The organism is Qipengyuania sp. RANM35 (genome assembly GCF_041021145.2).
Taxonomy (GTDB): domain Bacteria; phylum Pseudomonadota; class Alphaproteobacteria; order Sphingomonadales; family Sphingomonadaceae; genus Qipengyuania; species Qipengyuania soli.
This window is the reverse complement of sequence record NZ_CM196433.1, coordinates 2,183,524-2,201,673: the sequence shown is the minus strand read 5'-3', so window position 1 is coordinate 2,201,673 and position 18,150 is coordinate 2,183,524. Positions and strand designations below refer to the sequence as shown.

Below are 18,150 nucleotides of genomic sequence, written 5' to 3'. Positions count from 1 at the left end.
AGGACATTCTCACTATCGGGGGTCCGGCCTCCCGCTCTGCGGGACGTCGACCCCTGCGGGAGGGCTAAGTGGCAGAGCAGGACTGGAAGTCGGACAAGAAGGCGTTCTGGGTGGTCTCCGCACCACCGCTTGCATGGACGTTGCTGTTCTTCATCGTCCCGATGAGCTTCGTGTGGCTCTACAGCTTCGGTAGCAATGTCGGCCTGACCGATATCGAGATTTCGGGCACGCTGGACAATTACAAGCGCGCCACCGACTGGCTCTATCTCGAGATTTTCCTGAAGAGTTTCGGCGTGGCCGCGCTGGTCACTGCAATCTGCCTGGTGGTCGGCTTCCCGGTTGCGATGGCGCTGACCTTCGTGTCCGAGAAATGGCGGCCCTGGCTGCTGCTCGGCATCATGCTGCCATTCTGGACCAACCTCCTCATTCGCACCTATGCGCTGATGATCATGCTCGGCACGCAAGGCTATGCCAACCGTACGCTGGGCTGGTTCTGGGAGAGTGCGAGCTGGGTTAAGACGCTGGTCGGGCTCCAACCGCTGCCCACGTGGGAGCCGGTGCAGCTTCTCTACAACAATTTCGCCGTGGTGATCGGGCTTGTCTACGTCCACCTGCCCTTCATGGTGCTGCCGCTCTATTCGGCGCTCGACCGGCTGGACAAGAGCCTCATCGAGGCGAGCCTCGACCTTGGTGCCGGCCATTTGCGGACCTTGCTCAAGGTGGTCGTGCCGCTTGCCATGCCCGGCGTGATCGCGGGCGTGATGATCACTCTCATTCCCGCGCTCGGCGCCTACCTCACCCCCGACCTCATGGGCGGCACCGAAAGCCAGATGATCGCCAATGTCATCGAGCGACAGTTCAAGCGGGCCAATGACTGGCCGTTCGGCGCGGCGCTGTCCTTCCTGCTGATCTACGCCATGTTCATCCTCATCGCGCTGCAAGGTCTGCGCAAGAAGAACGCCGGGGAGACGCGCTGATGGCTCTCGTCGCCCGCACGCCCCGCGCCCCGCTCGAATACACCCGCACGCTATGGATGCGCGCCTGGGTGGGTGCGGTGATGGTGTTCCTCTACGCGCCGCTGCTGGTGCTGATGATCTTCAGCTTCAACGATTCCAAGCGCAACGTCGTGTGGCGCGGCTTCACGACCAAGTATTACGAGAAGGCGCTGACCAACGACACGCTGGTCGAGGCGCTTCTCAATTCGCTGACCATCGCCTTCCTCGCCACGCTGGCGAGCCTGGTTATCGGTGCGATGGCAGCGATCATGCTGTGGCGCTTCCGTTTCCCGTGGAAGGGAGCTGTCGACGGGACGATCTCGTTGCCGATCATCGTGCCGGAGATCTGCCTTGGTGTCGCCATGCTGATCTTCTTCGCCTGGATCGAATGGCCCAACAACCTCATCTGGCCGCTCAATCTCGGGGCGATCACCATCGCCCACATCACCTTCTGTTTCCCCTTCGTGACCATGGTGGTCCGCTCGCGCCTTGCGAGCTTCAACAAGGAAGAGGAGGAAGCCGCGAAGGATCTGGGTGCGAGCGACTGGCAGGCGTTCAAGGACGTGCTGCTGCCGCACATGCGCCCCTCGCTGGTGGCAGGCGCGCTGCTCGCCTTCACGCTCAGCCTCGACGATTTCGTCATCACCTTCTTCACCAGCGGGCCAGACACCATCACCTTCCCGGTGAAGGTCTATTCCATGGTCCGCTTCTCCGTGACCCCCGAAGTCAACGCTGCATCCACCATCCTGATCGTCCTCACGGTGGTGCTGACCGCAGTGGCCCTGCGCCTGCAGGGCAAGAACATAGCCGTGAGCCACTAAGATGACCGACACCACGCCCATCATCCAGATCCGCAATGTCTCGAAACGCTTCGGCAAGGTCACCGCGGTCGACGACGTCAGCCTCGACATCCTGCCGGGCGAGTTTTTCGTCCTCCTCGGACCTTCGGGCTGCGGAAAGACCACGCTGCTGCGCATGATCGCCGGTTTCGAACTGCCGACCGAGGGGCAGATCCTCATCGACGGGCAGGACATGGCGCACGTGCCGCCCAATCGTCGCCCGGTGAACATGGTGTTCCAGAGCTATGCCGTCTTCCCGCACATGTCGGTGGCAGACAATGTCGGATACGGCCTGAAGATTGCCGGTGTCGGCCGAGGCGAGCGCGAGGACCGTGTCCGCGAGGCGCTCGACCTGGTCAAGCTCGGCGGGTTCGAGGACCGCATGCCCGACCAGATGTCGGGCGGCCAGCGCCAGCGCGTCGCACTTGCACGCAGCCTGGTGATGCGCCCCAAGGTGCTCCTGCTCGACGAGCCGCTCTCGGCGCTCGACGCCAAGCTGCGCACGCAGATGCAGATGGAACTGGCCGAACTGCAGGAGCAGGTCGGGATCACTTTCGTCACCGTCACCCATGACCAGGACGAGGCGCTGTCGATGGCCTGCCGCATCGCGGTGATGAACAAGGGCGACGTTGCGCAGCTGGCGACACCGTCAGACCTCTACGAATATCCCTCCAACCGCTTTGTCGCCGATTTCGTCGGCTCGGTGAATATCTTCGAAGGCAAGCTGACGCTCGACGAGCCGGATCGCGCAGCAGTCGATTGTCCGGGTTTCGGCAAGGTCTACCTCAATCACGGGGTCACCGGCCCGCACGGCGCCGACGTCTGGGTCGCACTGCGGCCCGAGAAGATCTACCTTCACACGCCCGGCACAGGGAAGGCCGTCCACGGCGCGGCGATCGATGCGCCCGAAGGACACAATTTCGCTCGTGGCGAGATCAAGGGCATCAGTTACCTTGGCGACATCACGCTTTACGACATCGTACTCGAAGGCGGGGCGACGATCCGTGTTTCCCGCCCGAACCTGTCGCGCCGTGACCAAGACACGTTCGACTGGCACGACAAGGTCTCGATGCACTGGCGGGCCGACAGTCCCGTGGTGCTGCTGAACTGAGGCGGAGCGGAGGGGAAACATGCTCGACGTGAAGGGCCAGTTCATCGGCGGCCGCGAGGTCGATGGCGACGAAGCGCCGGAGATCGCCTACAATCCCACCACCGGAGAGGAGCTCACGAGCCTCGCCAGTGCGAGCCGCGAACAGGTCGACGACGCGGTCGCAGCGGCGCGCGGGGCCTATGGCGCGTGGTCGCGCATGGCTCCTAAGGAACGCTCGCAGCGCATGCTTCGCATCGCCGACAAGGTCGAGCAGATGGCCGACGAGTTTGCCCGGCTCGAGATGGAGAATTGCGGCAAGCCCATCGGCACAGCCAAGGCAGTGGACGTGGGCAATACGGTCGACGTGTTCCGCTTCTTTGCTGGCGCCGCGCGCACCGTGGCCGGGATTCCGGCAGGCGAATACCGCCCCGGCTTCACTTCCATGTTGCGCCGCGATCCTCTGGGCGTGTGCGTCGGCATCGCCCCGTGGAACTATCCGCTGATGATGGCCAGCTGGAAGATCGCCCCGGTGATCGCGGCAGGCAATACCGTCGTGCTCAAGCCTTCGGAGCACACGCCGCTCACGGCATTGAAGCTGGCCGAGGTCTGCGCCGAATTTCTGCCCGAGGGCGTGGTCAACGTCGTTACCGGCAACGGCCCCAATGTCGGCGCGCGACTGGTCTCGCATCCCGATGTCAGCATGGTCTCGCTGACCGGCGACGTATCCACGGGCCGCAAGATCATGGAAGCGGTCGCGCCGACCATCAAGCGCACCCATTTCGAACTCGGCGGCAAGGCGCCTGTCATCGTGCTCGAGGATGCCGATATCGATGCGGCGGTCGAGGCGATTGCGGAGGGCGGATATTACAACGCCGGACAAGACTGCACGGCTGCCTGCCGCGTCTACGCGCATGCCAGGATCTATGACCGGCTGGTCGCGCAATTGCAGGATGCGGTCGGCAAGATCGCGCTCGGCGATCCGTCCGATCCGGGCACTGCGCTCGGCCCGCTGATCACCGCGCGCCAGCGAGACCGCGTCGACGGCTTCGTCGCCCGCGCGCTCGCCGACACCCCTGCCGAGATCGTTACCGGCGGCCGTGCGCCCGATCGCTCGGGCTTCTTCTACGAACCCACGCTGATCGCGGGCGCCCGCCACCATGACGAGATCGTCCAGAAGGAAGTCTTCGGACCGGTGGTTTCGGTCACCCGCTTCGACGAGGATTCCCAGGTGCTCGACTGGGCCAACGACTGCGAATACGGCCTCGCCTCCTCTGTCTGGACCCGCGATGTTGGCAAGGCGGCGGAATTCGCCTCGCGCCTCGAATACGGGGTCACCTGGATCAACACGCACTCCGTCAACGTCACCGAGATGCCGCATGGCGGGGTCAAGCTGTCGGGATACGGCTCGGACCTGTCGGTCTATTGCCTCGAGCACTATACCGTCACTCGCCACGTGATGATAAAGCACTGACACCATGCGCCCCGTCATCGGCATTACCGCCTGCAACCGAACCGTCGGCAGCGAGATCGCCCAGGCGGTGATGAACCGCTATGTTCGCGCGGCGATGGAATATGCCGACGTCGCGGCGCTGCTGATCCCCGCACTGCCCGACCTGATGGACGCGATGGAGGTAGTCGGGCGGCTCGACGCGGTGATGCTGACCGGCTCACCCTCCAACGTCGAACCCGCGCGCTATGGCGATTGCGACGGCGATGGTCCGTTCGATGCGGGACGTGACGAAATCGCGCTGGGGGTCGTCCGCCGGATGATCGACAACGGCAAGCCGGTCTTCGGCATGTGCCGCGGGTTTCAGGAGATCAATGTCGCTCTGGGCGGGACGTTGCGGCGCGATACCTCGAGCAATGACGACCTGCTGCGGCACCATTCCCCGGAATCGGACAACCTCGCGGTGATGTTCGACCACCACCACCCGGTCGACCTCACCGCCGGCGGGATGCTCGCGACGGAAATCGGCAAGCAGCGGATCACGGTCAATTCGGTCCACTACCAGGGAGTAGGACGGCTGGCCGATGGACTGGATGTGGAGGCGCTTGCGCCTGACGGCCTCGTCGAAGCCTATGCTGCGCGGCCCAATGGCGCGCCACTCCTCGCTGTGCAGTGGCACCCCGAATGGGAAACTGGTAAGAACCCCGACAGCCAGGCATTCTTCCGCCTGCTGGGAAAGGCCGCGAGAGGCGAAGCATGAACGCGATCGTTCGACGCTACGACATCTACCTGGCGAGGCTCTGCTTCACGCCCTGAGGCCGTGCGCGCCCTTGGCGCCCCTTTTTGTCACAAGCATTCGCGCCCAGCGGCGCACCCCATAGATATCCAAGGAAGAACCACGATGCCCCGCAATTACGATATCGCCGAACTCCGCCGGCTCGACGTCGCACACCACCTGCCTGCCCAGGCAGACTGGAAGGAGATCGAGAATCTCGGTGGCAGCCGCATCATCACCCATGCCGAAGGCTGCTACATCCATGATGGCGACGGCAACCGCATCCTCGACGGCATGGCCGGCCTGTGGTGCGTCAACGTCGGTTATGGGCGCGAGGAGCTCGTCGAAGTTGCTGCCGAGCAGATGCGCGAGCTGCCCTTCTACAATACCTTCTTCAAGACCGCGACGCCGCCTACGGTGCTGCTGGCCGACAAGATCGCCAGCCTCTCGAATGGCCGCCTGCCGCACGTCTTCTTCAACTCCTCGGGCAGTGAGGCGAACGACACCGTGTTCCGCCTTGTCCGTCGCTACTGGGAGCTGAAGGGCGAACCCAAGCGCCAGATCTTCATCAGTCGCTGGAATGCCTATCACGGATCGACCGTCGCGGGCGTTTCGCTGGGCGGGATGAAGGCGATGCACGCCACCCCCGGGCTGCCGATCCCGGGCATCGAACACGTCCGCCAGCCCTATTGGTTCAACGAAGGCCGCGACATGGACGAGGAGGCCTTCGGCACGCTCTGTGCGCAGGCGATCGAGGAGCGCATTCTCGAGGTCGGGCCGGAGAACGTGGCCGCCTTCATCGGCGAACCGATCCAGGGTGCGGGCGGGGTCATTATTCCGCCGAAGAATTACTGGCCGCAGGTCGAGGCGATTTGCCGCAAGCACGGTATCCTGCTCATTTGCGACGAGGTCATCACCGGCTTCGGCCGCACGGGCAAGATGTGGGGCCACGAGACCGTCGGCGTCTCGCCCGACATCATGCCGATGGCGAAGGGACTTTCGTCGGGCTACCTGCCGATCTCGGCGACTGCTGTCTCTGCGGAGATCATCGAGGTGATGAAGACCGGCGGCGATTTCGTCCACGGCTTTACCTATTCGGGCCATCCGGTCTCCGCCGCCGTGGCCCTGCGCAATATCGAGATCATCCAGCGCGAAGGACTGGTCGAGAAGACCGGCAACGAGACCGGACCTTACCTCGCCAAGGCGCTGGCCACGCTCAACGACCATCCGCTGGTCGGCCAGACCCGTTCAGTCGGCTTGCTCGGCGCAGTCGAGATCGTCGCCGACAAGGCAACCGGTGCGCGCTTCGGTGGTGCCGAAGGAACGGCCGGCCCCATCGTACGCGACCTGTGCATTGCCAACGGCCTCATGGTCCGCGGTATCCGCGACAGCATCGTCATGTGCCCGCCGCTGGTCATCAGCACGGCGCAGATCGACGAGCTCGTCGGCATCATCCGCCAGGCGCTCGACGAAGCCGTTCCGCGCCTGCGGGCGATCGGCTGAGGCGCGCCATGAGCATCTCACCGCTCCTGCGCGAGGCCTGCTACATCGGCGGCGAATGGATCGCCGCCGATAGCGGCGAAACCATTGACGTCACCAATCCCGCTACCGGCGAAAAGATTGGCACGGTCCCCAATTGCGGGGCCGCGGAGACCCGCCGCGCGATCGAGGCGGCGCAGGCGGCGTTCCCGGCTTGGCGTGCCAAGACTGCCAAGGAGCGCGCCGCGATCCTGCGCCGCTGGTATCAGCTCATGCTCGACAACCAGGAGGAGCTCGCGCGCCTCCTGACCATGGAGCAGGGCAAGAGCCTGGCGGAATCGCGCGGTGAGATCGCCTACGGGGCGAGCTTCATCGAGTGGTTCGCCGAGGAAGGAAAACGCCTCTACGGCGACGTCATTCCCGGCCACATGGCGGACAAGCGGATCCTCGTTCTCAAACAGCCGATCGGGGTTACGGCGGCCATCACGCCGTGGAACTTCCCCAATGCCATGATCACCCGCAAGGCAGGGCCGGCGCTTGCCGCCGGATGTCCGATGGTGATCAAGCCGGCGGCGCAGACGCCTTACTCGGCGCTCGCTCTGGCGGTGCTGGCTGAAGAGGCGGGCATTCCCAAGGGGATCATCTCGGTCGTGACCGGCAGCGCCCGCGATATCGGTGGCGAGATGACTTCGAACCCGCTGGTGCGCAAGCTGACCTTCACTGGATCGACCGAGATCGGTCGCCTGCTAATGCGCCAGAGCGCCGACACGATCAAGAAACTCAGCCTCGAACTCGGCGGGAACGCGCCCTTCATCGTGTTCGACGATGCCGATGTCGATGCGGCGGTCGATGGCGCCATGGCGTCGAAATATCGCAACTCGGGCCAGACCTGCGTCTGCACCAACCGCCTCTATGTGCAGGCGGGCGTCTACGACCAGTTCGTCGAAAAGCTTGCTGCGCGGGCCAAGGCGCTGAAGGTCGGCAACGGCATGGACGACGGGACCGAGCAGGGCCCGCTGATCGACGACAATGCCATCGCCAAGGTGGAAGAGCACGTCGCCGACGCGCTCGCGAAGGGCGGCACGCTGCTCGCGGGCGGACACCGGCACCCCCTGGGCGGCACGTTTTTCGAGCCGACCGTGATCGCGGGCGTGACGCAGGACATGCTGGTCGCGAGCGAGGAAACCTTCGGCCCGCTCGCTCCGGTCATCCGCTTCGAGACCGAGGACGAGGCGATTGCCATGGCCAACGACAGCGAATTCGGCCTCGCCGCCTATTTCTACTCGACCAACCTCTCGCGCGTCTGGCGCGTAGCGGAGGCGATCGAAAGCGGCATGGTGTGCGTCAATTCGGGCATACTCTCGACCGAGGTCGCGCCCTTCGGCGGGGTCAAGCAATCGGGTCTCGGTCGTGAGGGATCGAAGTACGGCATCGATGACTATGTCGAGATGAAGTACGTCAGCCTGACGATCTGATCCCATGGCCGACGAGCATTCAAAGCTGCCGACCGACCTCGCTTTTACCCGCAGGGGTGGGGCGGACGGAACGGTAATCGAGCCGACCTTCTCGGGCGCGATGAGCTTCATGCGCCGCCGCTACTCGAAGGACCTCGCCGGGGCTGATGTCGCCGTGGTGGGCATCCCCTTCGATCTTGCCACGACCGGCAGGCCCGGATCGCGCTACGGTCCGCGAAGCGTGCGACAGGGTTCGGCGATGATCGCCTGGGATGCGGTCTGGGGCTGGGACTTCGACCCGTTCGAGCGGCTGGCAGTGGTCGATTATGGCGACCTTTCGGTGCCCTATGGCACGCCGATGCAGGTCGCCGACGATCTCGAACGAGAGTTTGCCGCCATCCATGCGCAGGACGTGCGTACGCTGATGCTCGGCGGCGATCACTTCTGCACCTGGCCGGTCATCCGCTCGCTGGCCGCGCAGGTGGGGGAGCCGCTGTCGCTGATCCACTTCGACAGCCATACCGACACCTGGCCTGCCAAAGATGGTGAGGTCGACCATGGCACCATGTTCTATCATGCGGTGAAGCAGGACATCGTCGATCCGGCGCGCTCGGTGCAGATCGGCATCAGGACCAACAATCGCGACACGCTCGGCTTCAACGTTCTCACTGCCGAGGATGTCGAGAGCATGAGTGCGGACGAGATCGCGGCGCATGTGAAGGCCACTGTCGGCGACCGTCCTGCCTATCTGACCTTCGATATCGACTTCATCGATCCGGCCTTTGCCCCTGGCACGGGAACACCGGTTGCCGGAGGACCAAGCACGGCGAAGACCTTTTCCATCCTGCGCCGTCTGGGCGGACTGGATATCCGTGGTGCGGATGTGGTCGAGGTCGCACCGGCTTACGATTCAGGCGACATTACCGCGCTCGCGGCGGCAACGGTGGCCTTACACTGCGTCGCGCTGATGGCGGTCTAGAAGGGCAGGGCGAGGACGAGATCGCCCGCCGCGGCGGGCGGCGAGTTTGCAGGACGGCGGATCAGCCAGTCGGCAGTAACGAGCGGGGATTGCGCCCCGCTTTCCTGGTTCTCCGCAGGCACGAGGCCTTGGGCGCTGCTCCGCGCCCGCACGAAGGTTTCGCGCGAGTCCGATCGGGGCAGCGATGCGCCGAGCGGCATCGGCACGAAGCACAACTGCCGCGCAATCGTGCCGCCCTGCATTGCCGCTAGCAAGGGCTGGAGGAACAGGCGGGCCGTCACCATGGCCGAGGTAGGATTTCCCGGCAGCCCGAGGACGAGCTTCTTTCCCGCCTTACCCAGCCAGACAGGTTTGCCGGGCTTGATCGCAATTCGCCCGAAGACGAGCTCGAGCCCGTGTCTTTCGAACATTGGGCGCGCGAGGTCGTAGTCGCCGACCGATGCGCCCCCGGTGACGATGATGCAGTCGGAAATGGCCAGTGCCTCGCCAGCAATCCTCTCTAGTTCGTCGATAGTGTCTCGGCCATGGAAACGACCAAGGACGTCACCGCCCATGGCTTCGCAAAGCGCCGCGACCCCGTAGCTGGCGGATTCCGGGACCGAGCCAGGACGATCGGCCGAGGTGCCGGGAGGCGCCAATTCGTCTCCCGTCGCGATGACTGCCACGCGCGGCCTAGCCGAGACCGTACAGTCGGCCCTGTCAGCTGCGGCCGCAGCAATCATGGCGCGCGGCGTCAGCCTTTCGCCCGCAGCGACAAGTACGTCGCCCGCTGCAAAATCGCTGCCCGCAGCGCGGATGTGGGTGGCGGGGCCGTATCCCTCGGCAAAGCGCACCCGCGAGCCGTCGCGCTCGGCATATTCCTGCATGACGACGCAATCGGTCCCTTGCGGCACGGGAGCACCTGTCAGAACCCGGACGGTCTGATCCTGAGCGATCGAACCGGGGTCTTCCGCACCCGGTCGATTTTCCCCGACGAGGTCGAACCATCGTCCCGCAGCCCCGGTGCCGCCGCTGATCGCATAGCCATCCATCGCGGACACCGTCCGGGCGGGAGAAGCCGAACGTGCTGCCAGTGGCTTCGCAAGAAAGCGGTCTGCGGCTGCCGCTATTGGCAAAGTTTCGGACCGGAGCGGTGCGACTACGGTTTCGAGCAGCGCAATCGCTTCGTCGAAAGTCAGCATGGCCGGAAGATCACCCGCCGATGGAGGCGAGATGCGGAGTCTGGCCGCTGTCTTGATCGTGCAGCCTGTGCCCCAGCGTCTTGTGTGGCATCGCCGAACGGATGCGTTCGACTAGTTCGTCGATCTGTCCGTCGTGCTGGAGCAGGTCGCGCAGGTCGATCCCCGCCTCGCCGAACAGGCACAGGTGGAGCTTGCCGCGACTCGACAGGCGAAGGCGGTTGCAGCTGTCGCAGAAGCCCGAGGCATAGGGGGCGATGATGCCGATGGTGCCGCGATAGTCGGGATGCGAGAGGTCGATCGAAGGGCCAGCGCCGGGTGCCTTGGGCTGGACGGTCCACCCGGCAGCAACCAATGCCGCGCGCAGCCGCTCGCTTGTACGCGAATTCTGCAGATGGAAGGCCGCATTATCGTTGGTGCGCATCAGCTCGATGAAACGCCACGAGACATCGCGCTCGCGAATGAAATCCAGAATGTCAGCGAGATCGCCCGGCTCGGTACCGTCCATTAGTACGGCGTTGATCTTCACCGCATCGAACTGCGCCTCGATAGCGGCGTCGACGCCGCGTAGGATCTCTGTCAGCCGGTCATGTCCCGTGATGGCCGCGAAGGCCTTGGGATCGAGCGTGTCCACGCTGACGTTGACGGCACCGACACCTGCTGCGCGCCAGTCCCGCGCCTCACGCGCAAGGCGATAGCCGTTTGTCGTCATCGCGACGCGCCGCACGCCTGCAATGTTCGCCATGTCCCTGGCGATTTCCGAAAAGTCCCGGCGCACGGTCGGCTCGCCTCCCGTCAGCCGCACTTTCCAGACGCCGAGCCGAGCAAAGGCTTCCACCGCCCGACGAAATTCTTCACGTGAGAGCTCGCTCGGCGCATCGGCCGGTTTCTGGTATCCCTTGGGAAGGCAGTACGTGCAGCGGAAATTGCAGCGGTCGGTTAGCGAAACGCGCAGATAGGCAAAGCGGCGGCCGAAATTGTCCAGCAATCCCCCCGGCCCAGTTCCGGAGCTGATCTTGGGCAGTGGGAAATCGGGATCGAAGCGGGCCATCGCGGCTGTCCTATACACTATGGGCCTTCGTGGCGAGGGTGCATCCAGTTACAAAAGTCCGCCCGACATTGACTCGGATGGATCGTATATTAGATAATCATAATATGACAGAGGCAGTGATGGACTTTTCAAGCGACACCGTCCTCGCGACAGCCGCAAGGCAGATCGAAGAAGCGCACGCCGACAAGGCCAAGCGGCCTTCGATCGCGGGTTTCTTCGACGAGGCGACCAATACCGTCAGCTATGTCGTCCATGACCCGGCGACCAATGTCGCCGCGATCATCGACTCGGTTCTCGACTACGATGCGGCGGCGGGACGAACCTCGCACGGCTCGGCGAACCTGATCGTCGAATACGTGCACAAAAACGACCTCAAGGTCGAATGGCTGATCGAGACGCATGCCCATGCCGACCACATTTCTGCCGCCCCATATCTTCAGGGCGAACTCGGCGGAAAGCTGGCTATCGGACGCGACATCATTCGGGTGCAGGACGTATTCGGCAAGTTGTTCAATGCCGGCACCGACTTCCAGCGCGACGGCTCGCAATTCGACCGCCTGTTCGACGATGGCGAGACATTCAAGCTCGGGACGATCGATGCGATCGCCCTGCATGTACCGGGACACACGCCTGCAGACATGGCTTTCGTCATTGGCGACGCGGCTTTCGTCGGCGACACCATCTTCATGCCGGACTTCGGCACCGCGCGCGCAGACTTTCCTGGCGGCGATGCGCGAGAGTTGTTCCGCTCCATTCGTCGGCTGCTCGCCTTGCCCGAGGATACGCGCCTGTTCCTGTGCCACGACTACAAGGCCCCGGGACGCGACGAGTACGCGTGGGAGACCACCGTCGGTCTCCAGCGAACCGGCAACGTCCACGTGAGGGACGGCGTGAGCGAGGACGAGTTCGTCGCCATGCGGACGGCACGCGACAAGACGCTCGCCATGCCCAAGCTGATCATGCCCAGCGTGCAGGTGAACATCCGCGGCGGGCGGCTCCCCGATCCCGAGGACAATGGGGTCAGCTACATCAAGATACCGGTCAACGCCGTGTAGGGCCGGCTGAGAAGGAGAGAGATTATGGTCAAGAACATGGGCTCGATCGACCGGACACTGCGTCTTATCGTGGCAGTCGTGCTGGCCTACCTACTGTTGACCGGAACAATCTCCGGGACACTTGCCATCGTGGCCGGGGCAGTCGCCGCAATCTTCGTCCTTACCAGCATTGTCGGCTTTTGTCCGCTCTACAAGCCGCTCGGCCTCAGTACCTGCAGGAATTGAAGCTTCAGACGAGAATCCGTTGGTGACCGCCGAGCAGGCGGACAGGAAAACCCGCAAAGGAACCCCTACATGGAATGCAAGCAGCTTACCGAAGGGCTTAGCGTCCGCGGCCAGATAACACCCGCCGACATCGAAGCGATCAAGGCGCAGGGCTTCGCGCGGATCATCTGCAATCGCCCCGATGGGGAAAAGCCCGACCAGCCCTGTGCAGATGACGTGCGCGCCGCGGTCGAGGCCGCGGGTCTGGAATTCGTCCATAACCCGATCGTGCCGGGCGGCATTACTCCCGAGGCGGTCGAAGCCCAACGCAAGGCGATTGCCGAGGCCGACGGTCCGGTCCTCGCCTATTGCGGCAGCGGCCAGCGGGCCACAGCGCTGTGGATGGTCGCCAATCCTCACGGGTTGAGCGCAGACGACCGGATCAAATGCGCCACCGACGCGGGCTACGATCTCGCCATGCTTCGCCCCAGGCTGTGAAACCTCCACGGGCCTGATGCTCCAGGATACGCCTCCCGCCGCCAAGACCTCCGCGTCGGTGGGCGGGTTGGCGTCGCTGCGGCGCTATTTTCCCATTCTAGAATGGAGCCGCACCTACAGCCGGCTGGCGCTATCGCGTGACCTGGTCGCTGCGGTGATCGTCACCGTCATGCTCATTCCTCAGAGCCTGGCCTATGCCCTCCTCGCCGGGTTGCCGCCGGTCGTCGGTCTCTACGCCTCGCTCTTGCCGCTCCTCGCCTATGCCGTGTTCGGGACCAGCCGGGTCCTCTCGGTCGGGCCCGTCGCCGTCATTTCCCTGATGACCGCCGCAGCGGCAGGCGGCGTGGCGACGGCCGGTTCGCCCGAATATCTCGCCGCTGCAATCGCGCTGGCGATGATTTCAGGCCTGATGTTGCTCGCTATGGGCATCTTCAGGCTGGGGTTTCTCGCCAACCTGCTCTCCCATCCGGTGGTGAGCGGCTTCATCAGCGCCAGCGGCATCCTGATCGCTGCCAGCCAGCTCAAGCACATCCTTGGGGTGAAGGCGGAAGGAGAGGATCTCTATGCGATCGGCAGCACCCTGCTCAGGCATGCGGGAGATGCCAATCCTTACACTCTTGGCGTCGGTCTCGGCACGATCCTCTTCCTCGTATGGGCGCGGAGCAGTCTGAAGCTTTTCCTCGTCAGGCGGGGGATCCGCCGGCAGGCTGCGGGATTGATGGCCAAGGCGGCGCCCGCGGTCGCCATCCTCCTGACAACCATTGTCGTCGCGGCGGCAGACTTGCCTGCAAAGGGCGTCAAGACGGTGGGAGATATTCCGGTTGGCTTGCCTCATCTAGCGTTCCCGCAGTGGGATCCGGTGTTGTGGTCCAAGCTTCTCGTCGGGTCGCTGTTCATCGCGATAATCGGTTTCGTCGAGTCGATATCGGTCGCGCAGACGCTGGCGGCCAAACGCCGTCGCAGGATCGACCCCGACCAGGAACTGGTGGCTCTCGGTTCGGCCAACGTGCTTTCGTCGATGTCGGGGGGATTTCCCGTAACGGGTGGTTTCTCGCGCTCGGTCGTAAACTACGATGCGGGCGCGGAAACGCCGGCGTCGGGTGCCTACACCGCTATCGGCATGGCGCTTGCCTCGATCCTGCTGACGCCGTTCCTGTTCTACCTGCCGCTTGCGACACTGGCCGCGACCATCATCGTGGCCGTCCTCTCGCTGGTCGACTTGGACAAACCGCGCGAGCTCTGGCGCTATTCGAAGCGCGATTTTGCCGGCATTGCAGCGACGATCGCCATCACCCTTGCCGACGGCGTCGAGACGGGTGTTCTGGCGGGGGTGGCGATAAGCCTCGCCCTGCTGGTGTGGCACGCCTCGCGGCCGCACGCCGCGGTCGTCGGACGCATCCCCCATTCCGAGCATTTCCGCAATGTGCGCCGGCACGAGGTGCTGGTCGCTCCGCACCTGCTGACCATCCGGATCGATGAATCGCTGACCTATCTCAACTCGCGCTGGTTCGAGGATTTCGTTTTCGACCAGGTGGCCAAGAACCCCGAAGTGCGCGAGCTGGTGCTGATGTGTTCGGCGGTGAACTGGGTTGATGCAACGGGTCTCGAAATGCTCGAGGCGCTCAATCGCCGCCTCGCGGATTCGGGCGTGATACTGCACCTGTCCGAAGTGAAGGGACCGGTGATGGATCGCCTCGCGCGATCGAACCTGCTCGACGAGCTGCGCGGGAAGATATTCCTGTCGCAGAACGAGGCGTTCGAAAAACTTGCGCCGGCTGCCGCCAGCGAGGGACATCTGTCGAAGCCCGATATCGTGACCGGAGGTGCAAAGTGACGCTCCTCGAAACCTATTTGCGCGGGATTGCCGATCGGTCCGACAGCTATTTCCAGGCACATCTGGCGCGCGAAGACCTCGTTCGTGTCCGCAAGCTGGCGGAAATGGCGGCAGCGATCGGCGACCCTGAGAAGCTGCGGCACGATGCGCTCTACATCGGCTGGACGCCAGGGGACTTGCGAACAATCGAGCTCAAGGATCAGCTGCTTCCCCTTATCGACGCGTTCCACGCAGCGGCCGCGTCACCTGCCGACGAGGTCGTCGAGCAACGGATCATGGATCGCTGGAAAGCATTTCACGAGGCGAGGATCAGGGTGCTGATCCACTGCCTGTGAAATGGGCTGGTTCTAGCAATTAGCCTTGTTGTCGATCTCGCACTCGGCGCAGAACAGGTCGTAGAGCGTACCGATCACGGCCTTCGCGTCCTCGCTATCGATGGAATACCAGACGTATTGCGATTCCCGCCGGGTCTTCACCAGCTTCTCCCGCCGAAGGATTCCAAGGTGCTGCGACAGGGCTGATTGCGAAAGTTCGATCTTCTTGGTCAGGTCGCCGACGGTCATTTCCTGCTGCGACAGCTGGCACAGGATCATCAGGCGCGATTCATTGGCCATCGACTTCAGCAAGGCCGAAGCGCGACCGGCATTTTCCTTCATCAATTCCAGTGGAAGTTCCACTTGCCGTTCCTTCAAATGCGGGCATCAGCCGCAACCGGCGAACCCGTCTTCATCCATCTTCGCTTCGTAGGGTCCGGCAACTTCGCTACCGGGCGTGAGACTGCCCTTTACGCTGTCCCAGTCCTCCGGCGCAAGAATGACCATCCAGTTCGCGTAGGGATCCTCGTTGGCAAGGCTTGGCTTGGCCACCAGGTCTTCGTTCACGGCGACGATTTCGCCGCCGGCCTGCGTCTTGGCCGGACCGACCCACTTGCCGCTTTCGACGATCGCGCAGGAGCGCCCGGCCTTGATTTCCTTGCCCGGCTTCTTCGGCGTGAAGGCGACCAGTTCGCCGGCGAGGGCGACCGCCACGGCGGTCATCCCGATGCGGATGTTGCCGTCGCCTTCTTCCTTGATCCAGATGTGGTTGTCGACGTCGTAGAGCAGGTCGTCGGGCAGGTTGCATCCGCGTACGCTTGGCATGTTACACTCCCAGATAGTCGACTTTGCGGTCGGGCTTGGATCTGATCGGGCGCGAGGAGCAGCAGAAGTCCCCCAGACCCGCTTCCTGAAGCTTCCCACCGATAAACAGCACCAAGTGCTTTGTCACCAGACGCATCATGGCGACAGTGCTCGCGATACCGGGGTCGGCGGCGTTCATACTGACGAGATTGTAGTGATAGGCGACCTCGCGACAGGTCTCGCGGCAGGCGTTGAAACTCGGATCGCCCTTCGCACCCTGGCGGTGGAGTGCAAGCAGACGAAACCCCTCGCGCATCTCGTCGGTAGGGGTGCCGCCGTGGGCGACGATCCAGTTCTCAAGTACCTCTTCGCTCGCCTCGAGCAGCTCTGCCGCATGGTCGAGCGGGTCGGGCGAGCGTTCACCCGTCTCCAGCCACTGCTCGATCTCGGCGATGCTGCGCATGGTCAGGCGATGCCCTTCGCTTTGAGGAGCGGGATCGACTGCGAGACATTGGCGTGAAGCCCGACCTTGCGCGGGGACAGGCCCATGGCGAGGCCGAGCAGCTGGGTGAAGTAGACGACCTTGACCTTGGTATCCTTCGACAGCTTCTTGAGTGCGCGGATCTGGTGCATTTCGAGGCCCGAATGGCAGGTCGGGCATTCGGTGGCGATAACCTCGGCCCCCGCGGCTTCCGCCGCCTCGAGGATGTTGAGCACGAGCTTGGTCGACATGTCGCTGTCCGACAGCGTGTGCGCCCCGCCGCAGCAGGCGGTCTTCAGCGGGAATTCGACATTCTCCGCCCCCGCGATGGCGAGCAGGTCGTCCATGTAGTGCGGATCCTTCAAGCTCTCGCTGTCGCCGCCGTGGCCCTTCTCGGGGAAAATGTGGCGCGGACGCGTGTACATGCAGCCGTAGTAGTTCGCGACCTTCAGCCCCTTGAGGCCACCCTTGATCTTGGCCTTGAGCTCTTCCTCGCCATAGCCGAACTTGATCCAGTCGAGCGCGTGGATCGTCTCGATCTCGCCCGGATGATAGGCTTCATGCCCGGCCTTGGCGCTGATCTTCTCGACCGTGGCCTTGGACTTTTCCTTGTGGCTGAGGTCGTATTCGGCCTTCTTGAGGTTGTGGTAGCAACCGTTGCACGGCGCCATCACGACCTCGGCCTTGTTCTTGTGTACCGCCTGGCTCATCACCCGTGAGGAAAGATAGGTCTGCACCTCGAGGTCGATGTTCTTGACCTCCATCGCGCCGCAGCAGTTCCAGTCCTTCACTTCCTCGAGCTTGAGGCCGAGCTTCTTGCCGACCGCGCGGGTCGAGATGTCATAGGGCTGGCCGGTACCCTCCAGCGCGCAGCCGGGGTAGTAAGCGACCGTCTTGTACCGTTCCTTGCGGTTGTCCTGCATCTCTCGATCCTACTCGGCCGGGTCCATGCCCAGCGCTTCGTGCTGCTTGGCCTTTTCTTCGGCAATGTGTTCGCGAAGGGCATCGCGCGCCTTCGACCAGTCTGAAGTCTTGGGGTGGAACAGCGTCGACCAGCCCATCTTGCTGAGCGCCTTGAGCGGCAGGCCGCTGACCAGCTTCTTCACGAGATCGACCAGCCAGTCCTGCAGCAGCGGCTGGTCGGTCTTCTTCATGAATTCCATGAGGACCCTGCCGTCCTCGATACGGCCATATTCGACCACCTGGTCGGTGAATATCTCGTCGAAGATCAGCGAGTTCGACTTGGGCGTGTGCCCCTTCATTTCGAGCCAGTGCGCGGTCGCCTTCATCACCCCTTCGGGCACGACATCGCGCGGGCAGGCGCTGGTGCACTTGTTGCAGCTGACGCACTGCCAGATGATGTCCTTGTCGCGCAGCAGCTCGCTCTCCATCCCCATGCGGATGAGGTAGATCCAGTAGCGCGGGTTGAAGTCCGGGTTCTCGGCATTGACCGTGCAGCTGTTGGTGCAGGAGCCGCATTGCCAGCAGCGGTGGATGTACTCGCCGCCCGGCATGGCGGCGATTTCGTCCTGCAGGTTCTCGTTGTAGTCGGTGACCACGCGGCTGCGGATGAAGGTCGAGAAATCGCCCGACACGTCCACGCCGTCGATCACGAGATTGTCGTGGGTCGAGAGGTTCTCGGGACGGATCAGGCTCTTTTCGTGGATGGGCAT

General features: G+C 63.6%; 20 protein-coding genes. 13 read left to right on the top strand and 7 right to left on the bottom strand.

Features of this window, described 5'->3' with window-relative positions; all coding sequences use genetic code 11:
- Positions 1–68 precede the first annotated feature (68 nt).
- From RAM60_RS11005 to speB, 8 genes are all read left to right on the top strand, one after another.
- Positions 69–977, top strand: a complete 909-nt coding sequence (locus RAM60_RS11005) for an ABC transporter permease (protein ID WP_369026730.1) — start codon at positions 69–71, stop codon at positions 975–977.
- Complete coding sequence (locus RAM60_RS11000) at positions 977–1,816, top strand: ABC transporter permease (protein ID WP_369026731.1); 840 nt, start codon at positions 977–979, stop codon at positions 1,814–1,816. The genes RAM60_RS11005 and RAM60_RS11000 overlap by 1 nt, the downstream gene beginning before the upstream one ends.
- 1 nt (position 1,817) lies before the next feature.
- Entirely contained in the window at positions 1,818–2,945 is a 1,128-nt protein-coding gene (locus RAM60_RS10995) for an ABC transporter ATP-binding protein (protein WP_369026732.1), read from the top strand.
- A gap of 19 nt (positions 2,946–2,964) precedes the next feature.
- A complete protein-coding gene (locus RAM60_RS10990; RefSeq protein ID WP_369026733.1) occupies positions 2,965–4,395 on the top strand; it encodes a gamma-aminobutyraldehyde dehydrogenase in 1,431 nt (476 codons plus the stop codon).
- 4 nt (positions 4,396–4,399) lie between these two features.
- A complete protein-coding gene (locus RAM60_RS10985; RefSeq protein ID WP_369026734.1) occupies positions 4,400–5,131 on the top strand; it encodes a gamma-glutamyl-gamma-aminobutyrate hydrolase family protein in 732 nt (243 codons plus the stop codon).
- 141 nt (positions 5,132–5,272) lie between these two features.
- Positions 5,273–6,649 carry an aspartate aminotransferase family protein gene (locus tag RAM60_RS10980; protein ID WP_200981413.1) on the top strand — a complete coding sequence of 459 codons (1,377 nt, stop codon included), beginning with the start codon at positions 5,273–5,275 and terminating at the stop codon, positions 6,647–6,649.
- 8 nt (positions 6,650–6,657) lie between these two features.
- On the top strand, positions 6,658–8,100 hold the full coding sequence (gene gabD, locus RAM60_RS10975) for an NADP-dependent succinate-semialdehyde dehydrogenase (protein ID WP_369026735.1): 1,443 nt from the start codon (positions 6,658–6,660) through the stop codon (positions 8,098–8,100).
- 4 nt (positions 8,101–8,104) lie between these two features.
- On the top strand, positions 8,105–9,058 hold the full coding sequence (gene speB, locus RAM60_RS10970) for an agmatinase (RefSeq protein WP_369026736.1): 954 nt from the start codon (positions 8,105–8,107) through the stop codon (positions 9,056–9,058).
- On the opposite strand, the gene RAM60_RS10965 is transcribed toward speB, so the two are convergent.
- Entirely contained in the window at positions 9,055–10,239 is a 1,185-nt protein-coding gene (locus RAM60_RS10965; RefSeq protein ID WP_369026737.1) for a molybdopterin molybdotransferase MoeA, read from the bottom strand. The two genes, speB and RAM60_RS10965, sit on opposite strands and share 4 nt — an antisense overlap.
- A gap of 10 nt (positions 10,240–10,249) precedes the next feature.
- Positions 10,250–11,287 (bottom strand): GTP 3',8-cyclase MoaA, encoded by a 1,038-nt coding sequence (moaA, locus tag RAM60_RS10960; protein ID WP_369026738.1) that lies wholly within the window; start codon positions 11,285–11,287, stop codon positions 10,250–10,252.
- 119 nt (positions 11,288–11,406) lie between these two features.
- Between moaA and RAM60_RS10955 the strand changes: the two genes are divergently transcribed.
- From RAM60_RS10955 to RAM60_RS10935, 5 genes are all read left to right on the top strand, one after another.
- Complete coding sequence (locus RAM60_RS10955) at positions 11,407–12,342, top strand: MBL fold metallo-hydrolase (RefSeq protein ID WP_510639734.1); 936 nt, start codon at positions 11,407–11,409, stop codon at positions 12,340–12,342.
- Between the two features lie 24 nt (positions 12,343–12,366).
- Positions 12,367–12,567 carry a YgaP family membrane protein gene (locus RAM60_RS10950; protein WP_200981408.1) on the top strand — a complete coding sequence of 67 codons (201 nt, stop codon included), beginning with the start codon at positions 12,367–12,369 and terminating at the stop codon, positions 12,565–12,567.
- Positions 12,568–12,636: 69 nt separating this feature from the next.
- Positions 12,637–13,044 carry a protein tyrosine phosphatase family protein gene (locus RAM60_RS10945; protein WP_369026740.1) on the top strand — a complete coding sequence of 136 codons (408 nt, stop codon included), beginning with the start codon at positions 12,637–12,639 and terminating at the stop codon, positions 13,042–13,044.
- Positions 13,045–13,060: 16 nt separating this feature from the next.
- A complete protein-coding gene (locus RAM60_RS10940; protein ID WP_369026741.1) occupies positions 13,061–14,878 on the top strand; it encodes a SulP family inorganic anion transporter in 1,818 nt (605 codons plus the stop codon).
- Entirely contained in the window at positions 14,875–15,213 is a 339-nt protein-coding gene (locus RAM60_RS10935; RefSeq protein ID WP_369026742.1) for a hypothetical protein, read from the top strand. Before RAM60_RS10940 ends, RAM60_RS10935 begins: the two co-directional genes overlap by 4 nt.
- Positions 15,214–15,225: 12 nt before the next feature.
- Here RAM60_RS10935 and RAM60_RS10930 read toward each other — a convergent pair whose 3' ends face one another.
- Genes RAM60_RS10930 through RAM60_RS10910 form a run of 5 tightly spaced genes read right to left on the bottom strand, consistent with a single transcriptional unit; the run spans position 15,226 to position 18,150 of the window.
- Positions 15,226–15,555 carry an ArsR/SmtB family transcription factor gene (locus RAM60_RS10930; protein ID WP_246449712.1) on the bottom strand — a complete coding sequence of 110 codons (330 nt, stop codon included), beginning with the start codon at positions 15,553–15,555 and terminating at the stop codon, positions 15,226–15,228.
- A 24-nt stretch (positions 15,556–15,579) separates the two neighbouring features.
- Positions 15,580–16,017: a glycine cleavage system protein H gene (locus tag RAM60_RS10925; protein ID WP_200981404.1), complete on the bottom strand. Its 438-nt coding sequence runs from the start codon at positions 16,015–16,017 to the stop codon at positions 15,580–15,582.
- 1 nt (position 16,018) lies between these two features.
- Positions 16,019–16,459 (bottom strand): hypothetical protein, encoded by a 441-nt coding sequence (locus RAM60_RS10920; protein ID WP_369026743.1) that lies wholly within the window; start codon positions 16,457–16,459, stop codon positions 16,019–16,021.
- A 2-nt stretch (positions 16,460–16,461) separates the two neighbouring features.
- Positions 16,462–17,400, bottom strand: a complete 939-nt coding sequence (locus RAM60_RS10915; protein ID WP_369026744.1) for a CoB--CoM heterodisulfide reductase iron-sulfur subunit B family protein — start codon at positions 17,398–17,400, stop codon at positions 16,462–16,464.
- A gap of 9 nt (positions 17,401–17,409) precedes the next feature.
- Positions 17,410–18,150 carry a 4Fe-4S dicluster domain-containing protein gene (locus RAM60_RS10910; RefSeq protein WP_369026745.1) on the bottom strand — a complete coding sequence of 247 codons (741 nt, stop codon included), beginning with the start codon at positions 18,148–18,150 and terminating at the stop codon, positions 17,410–17,412.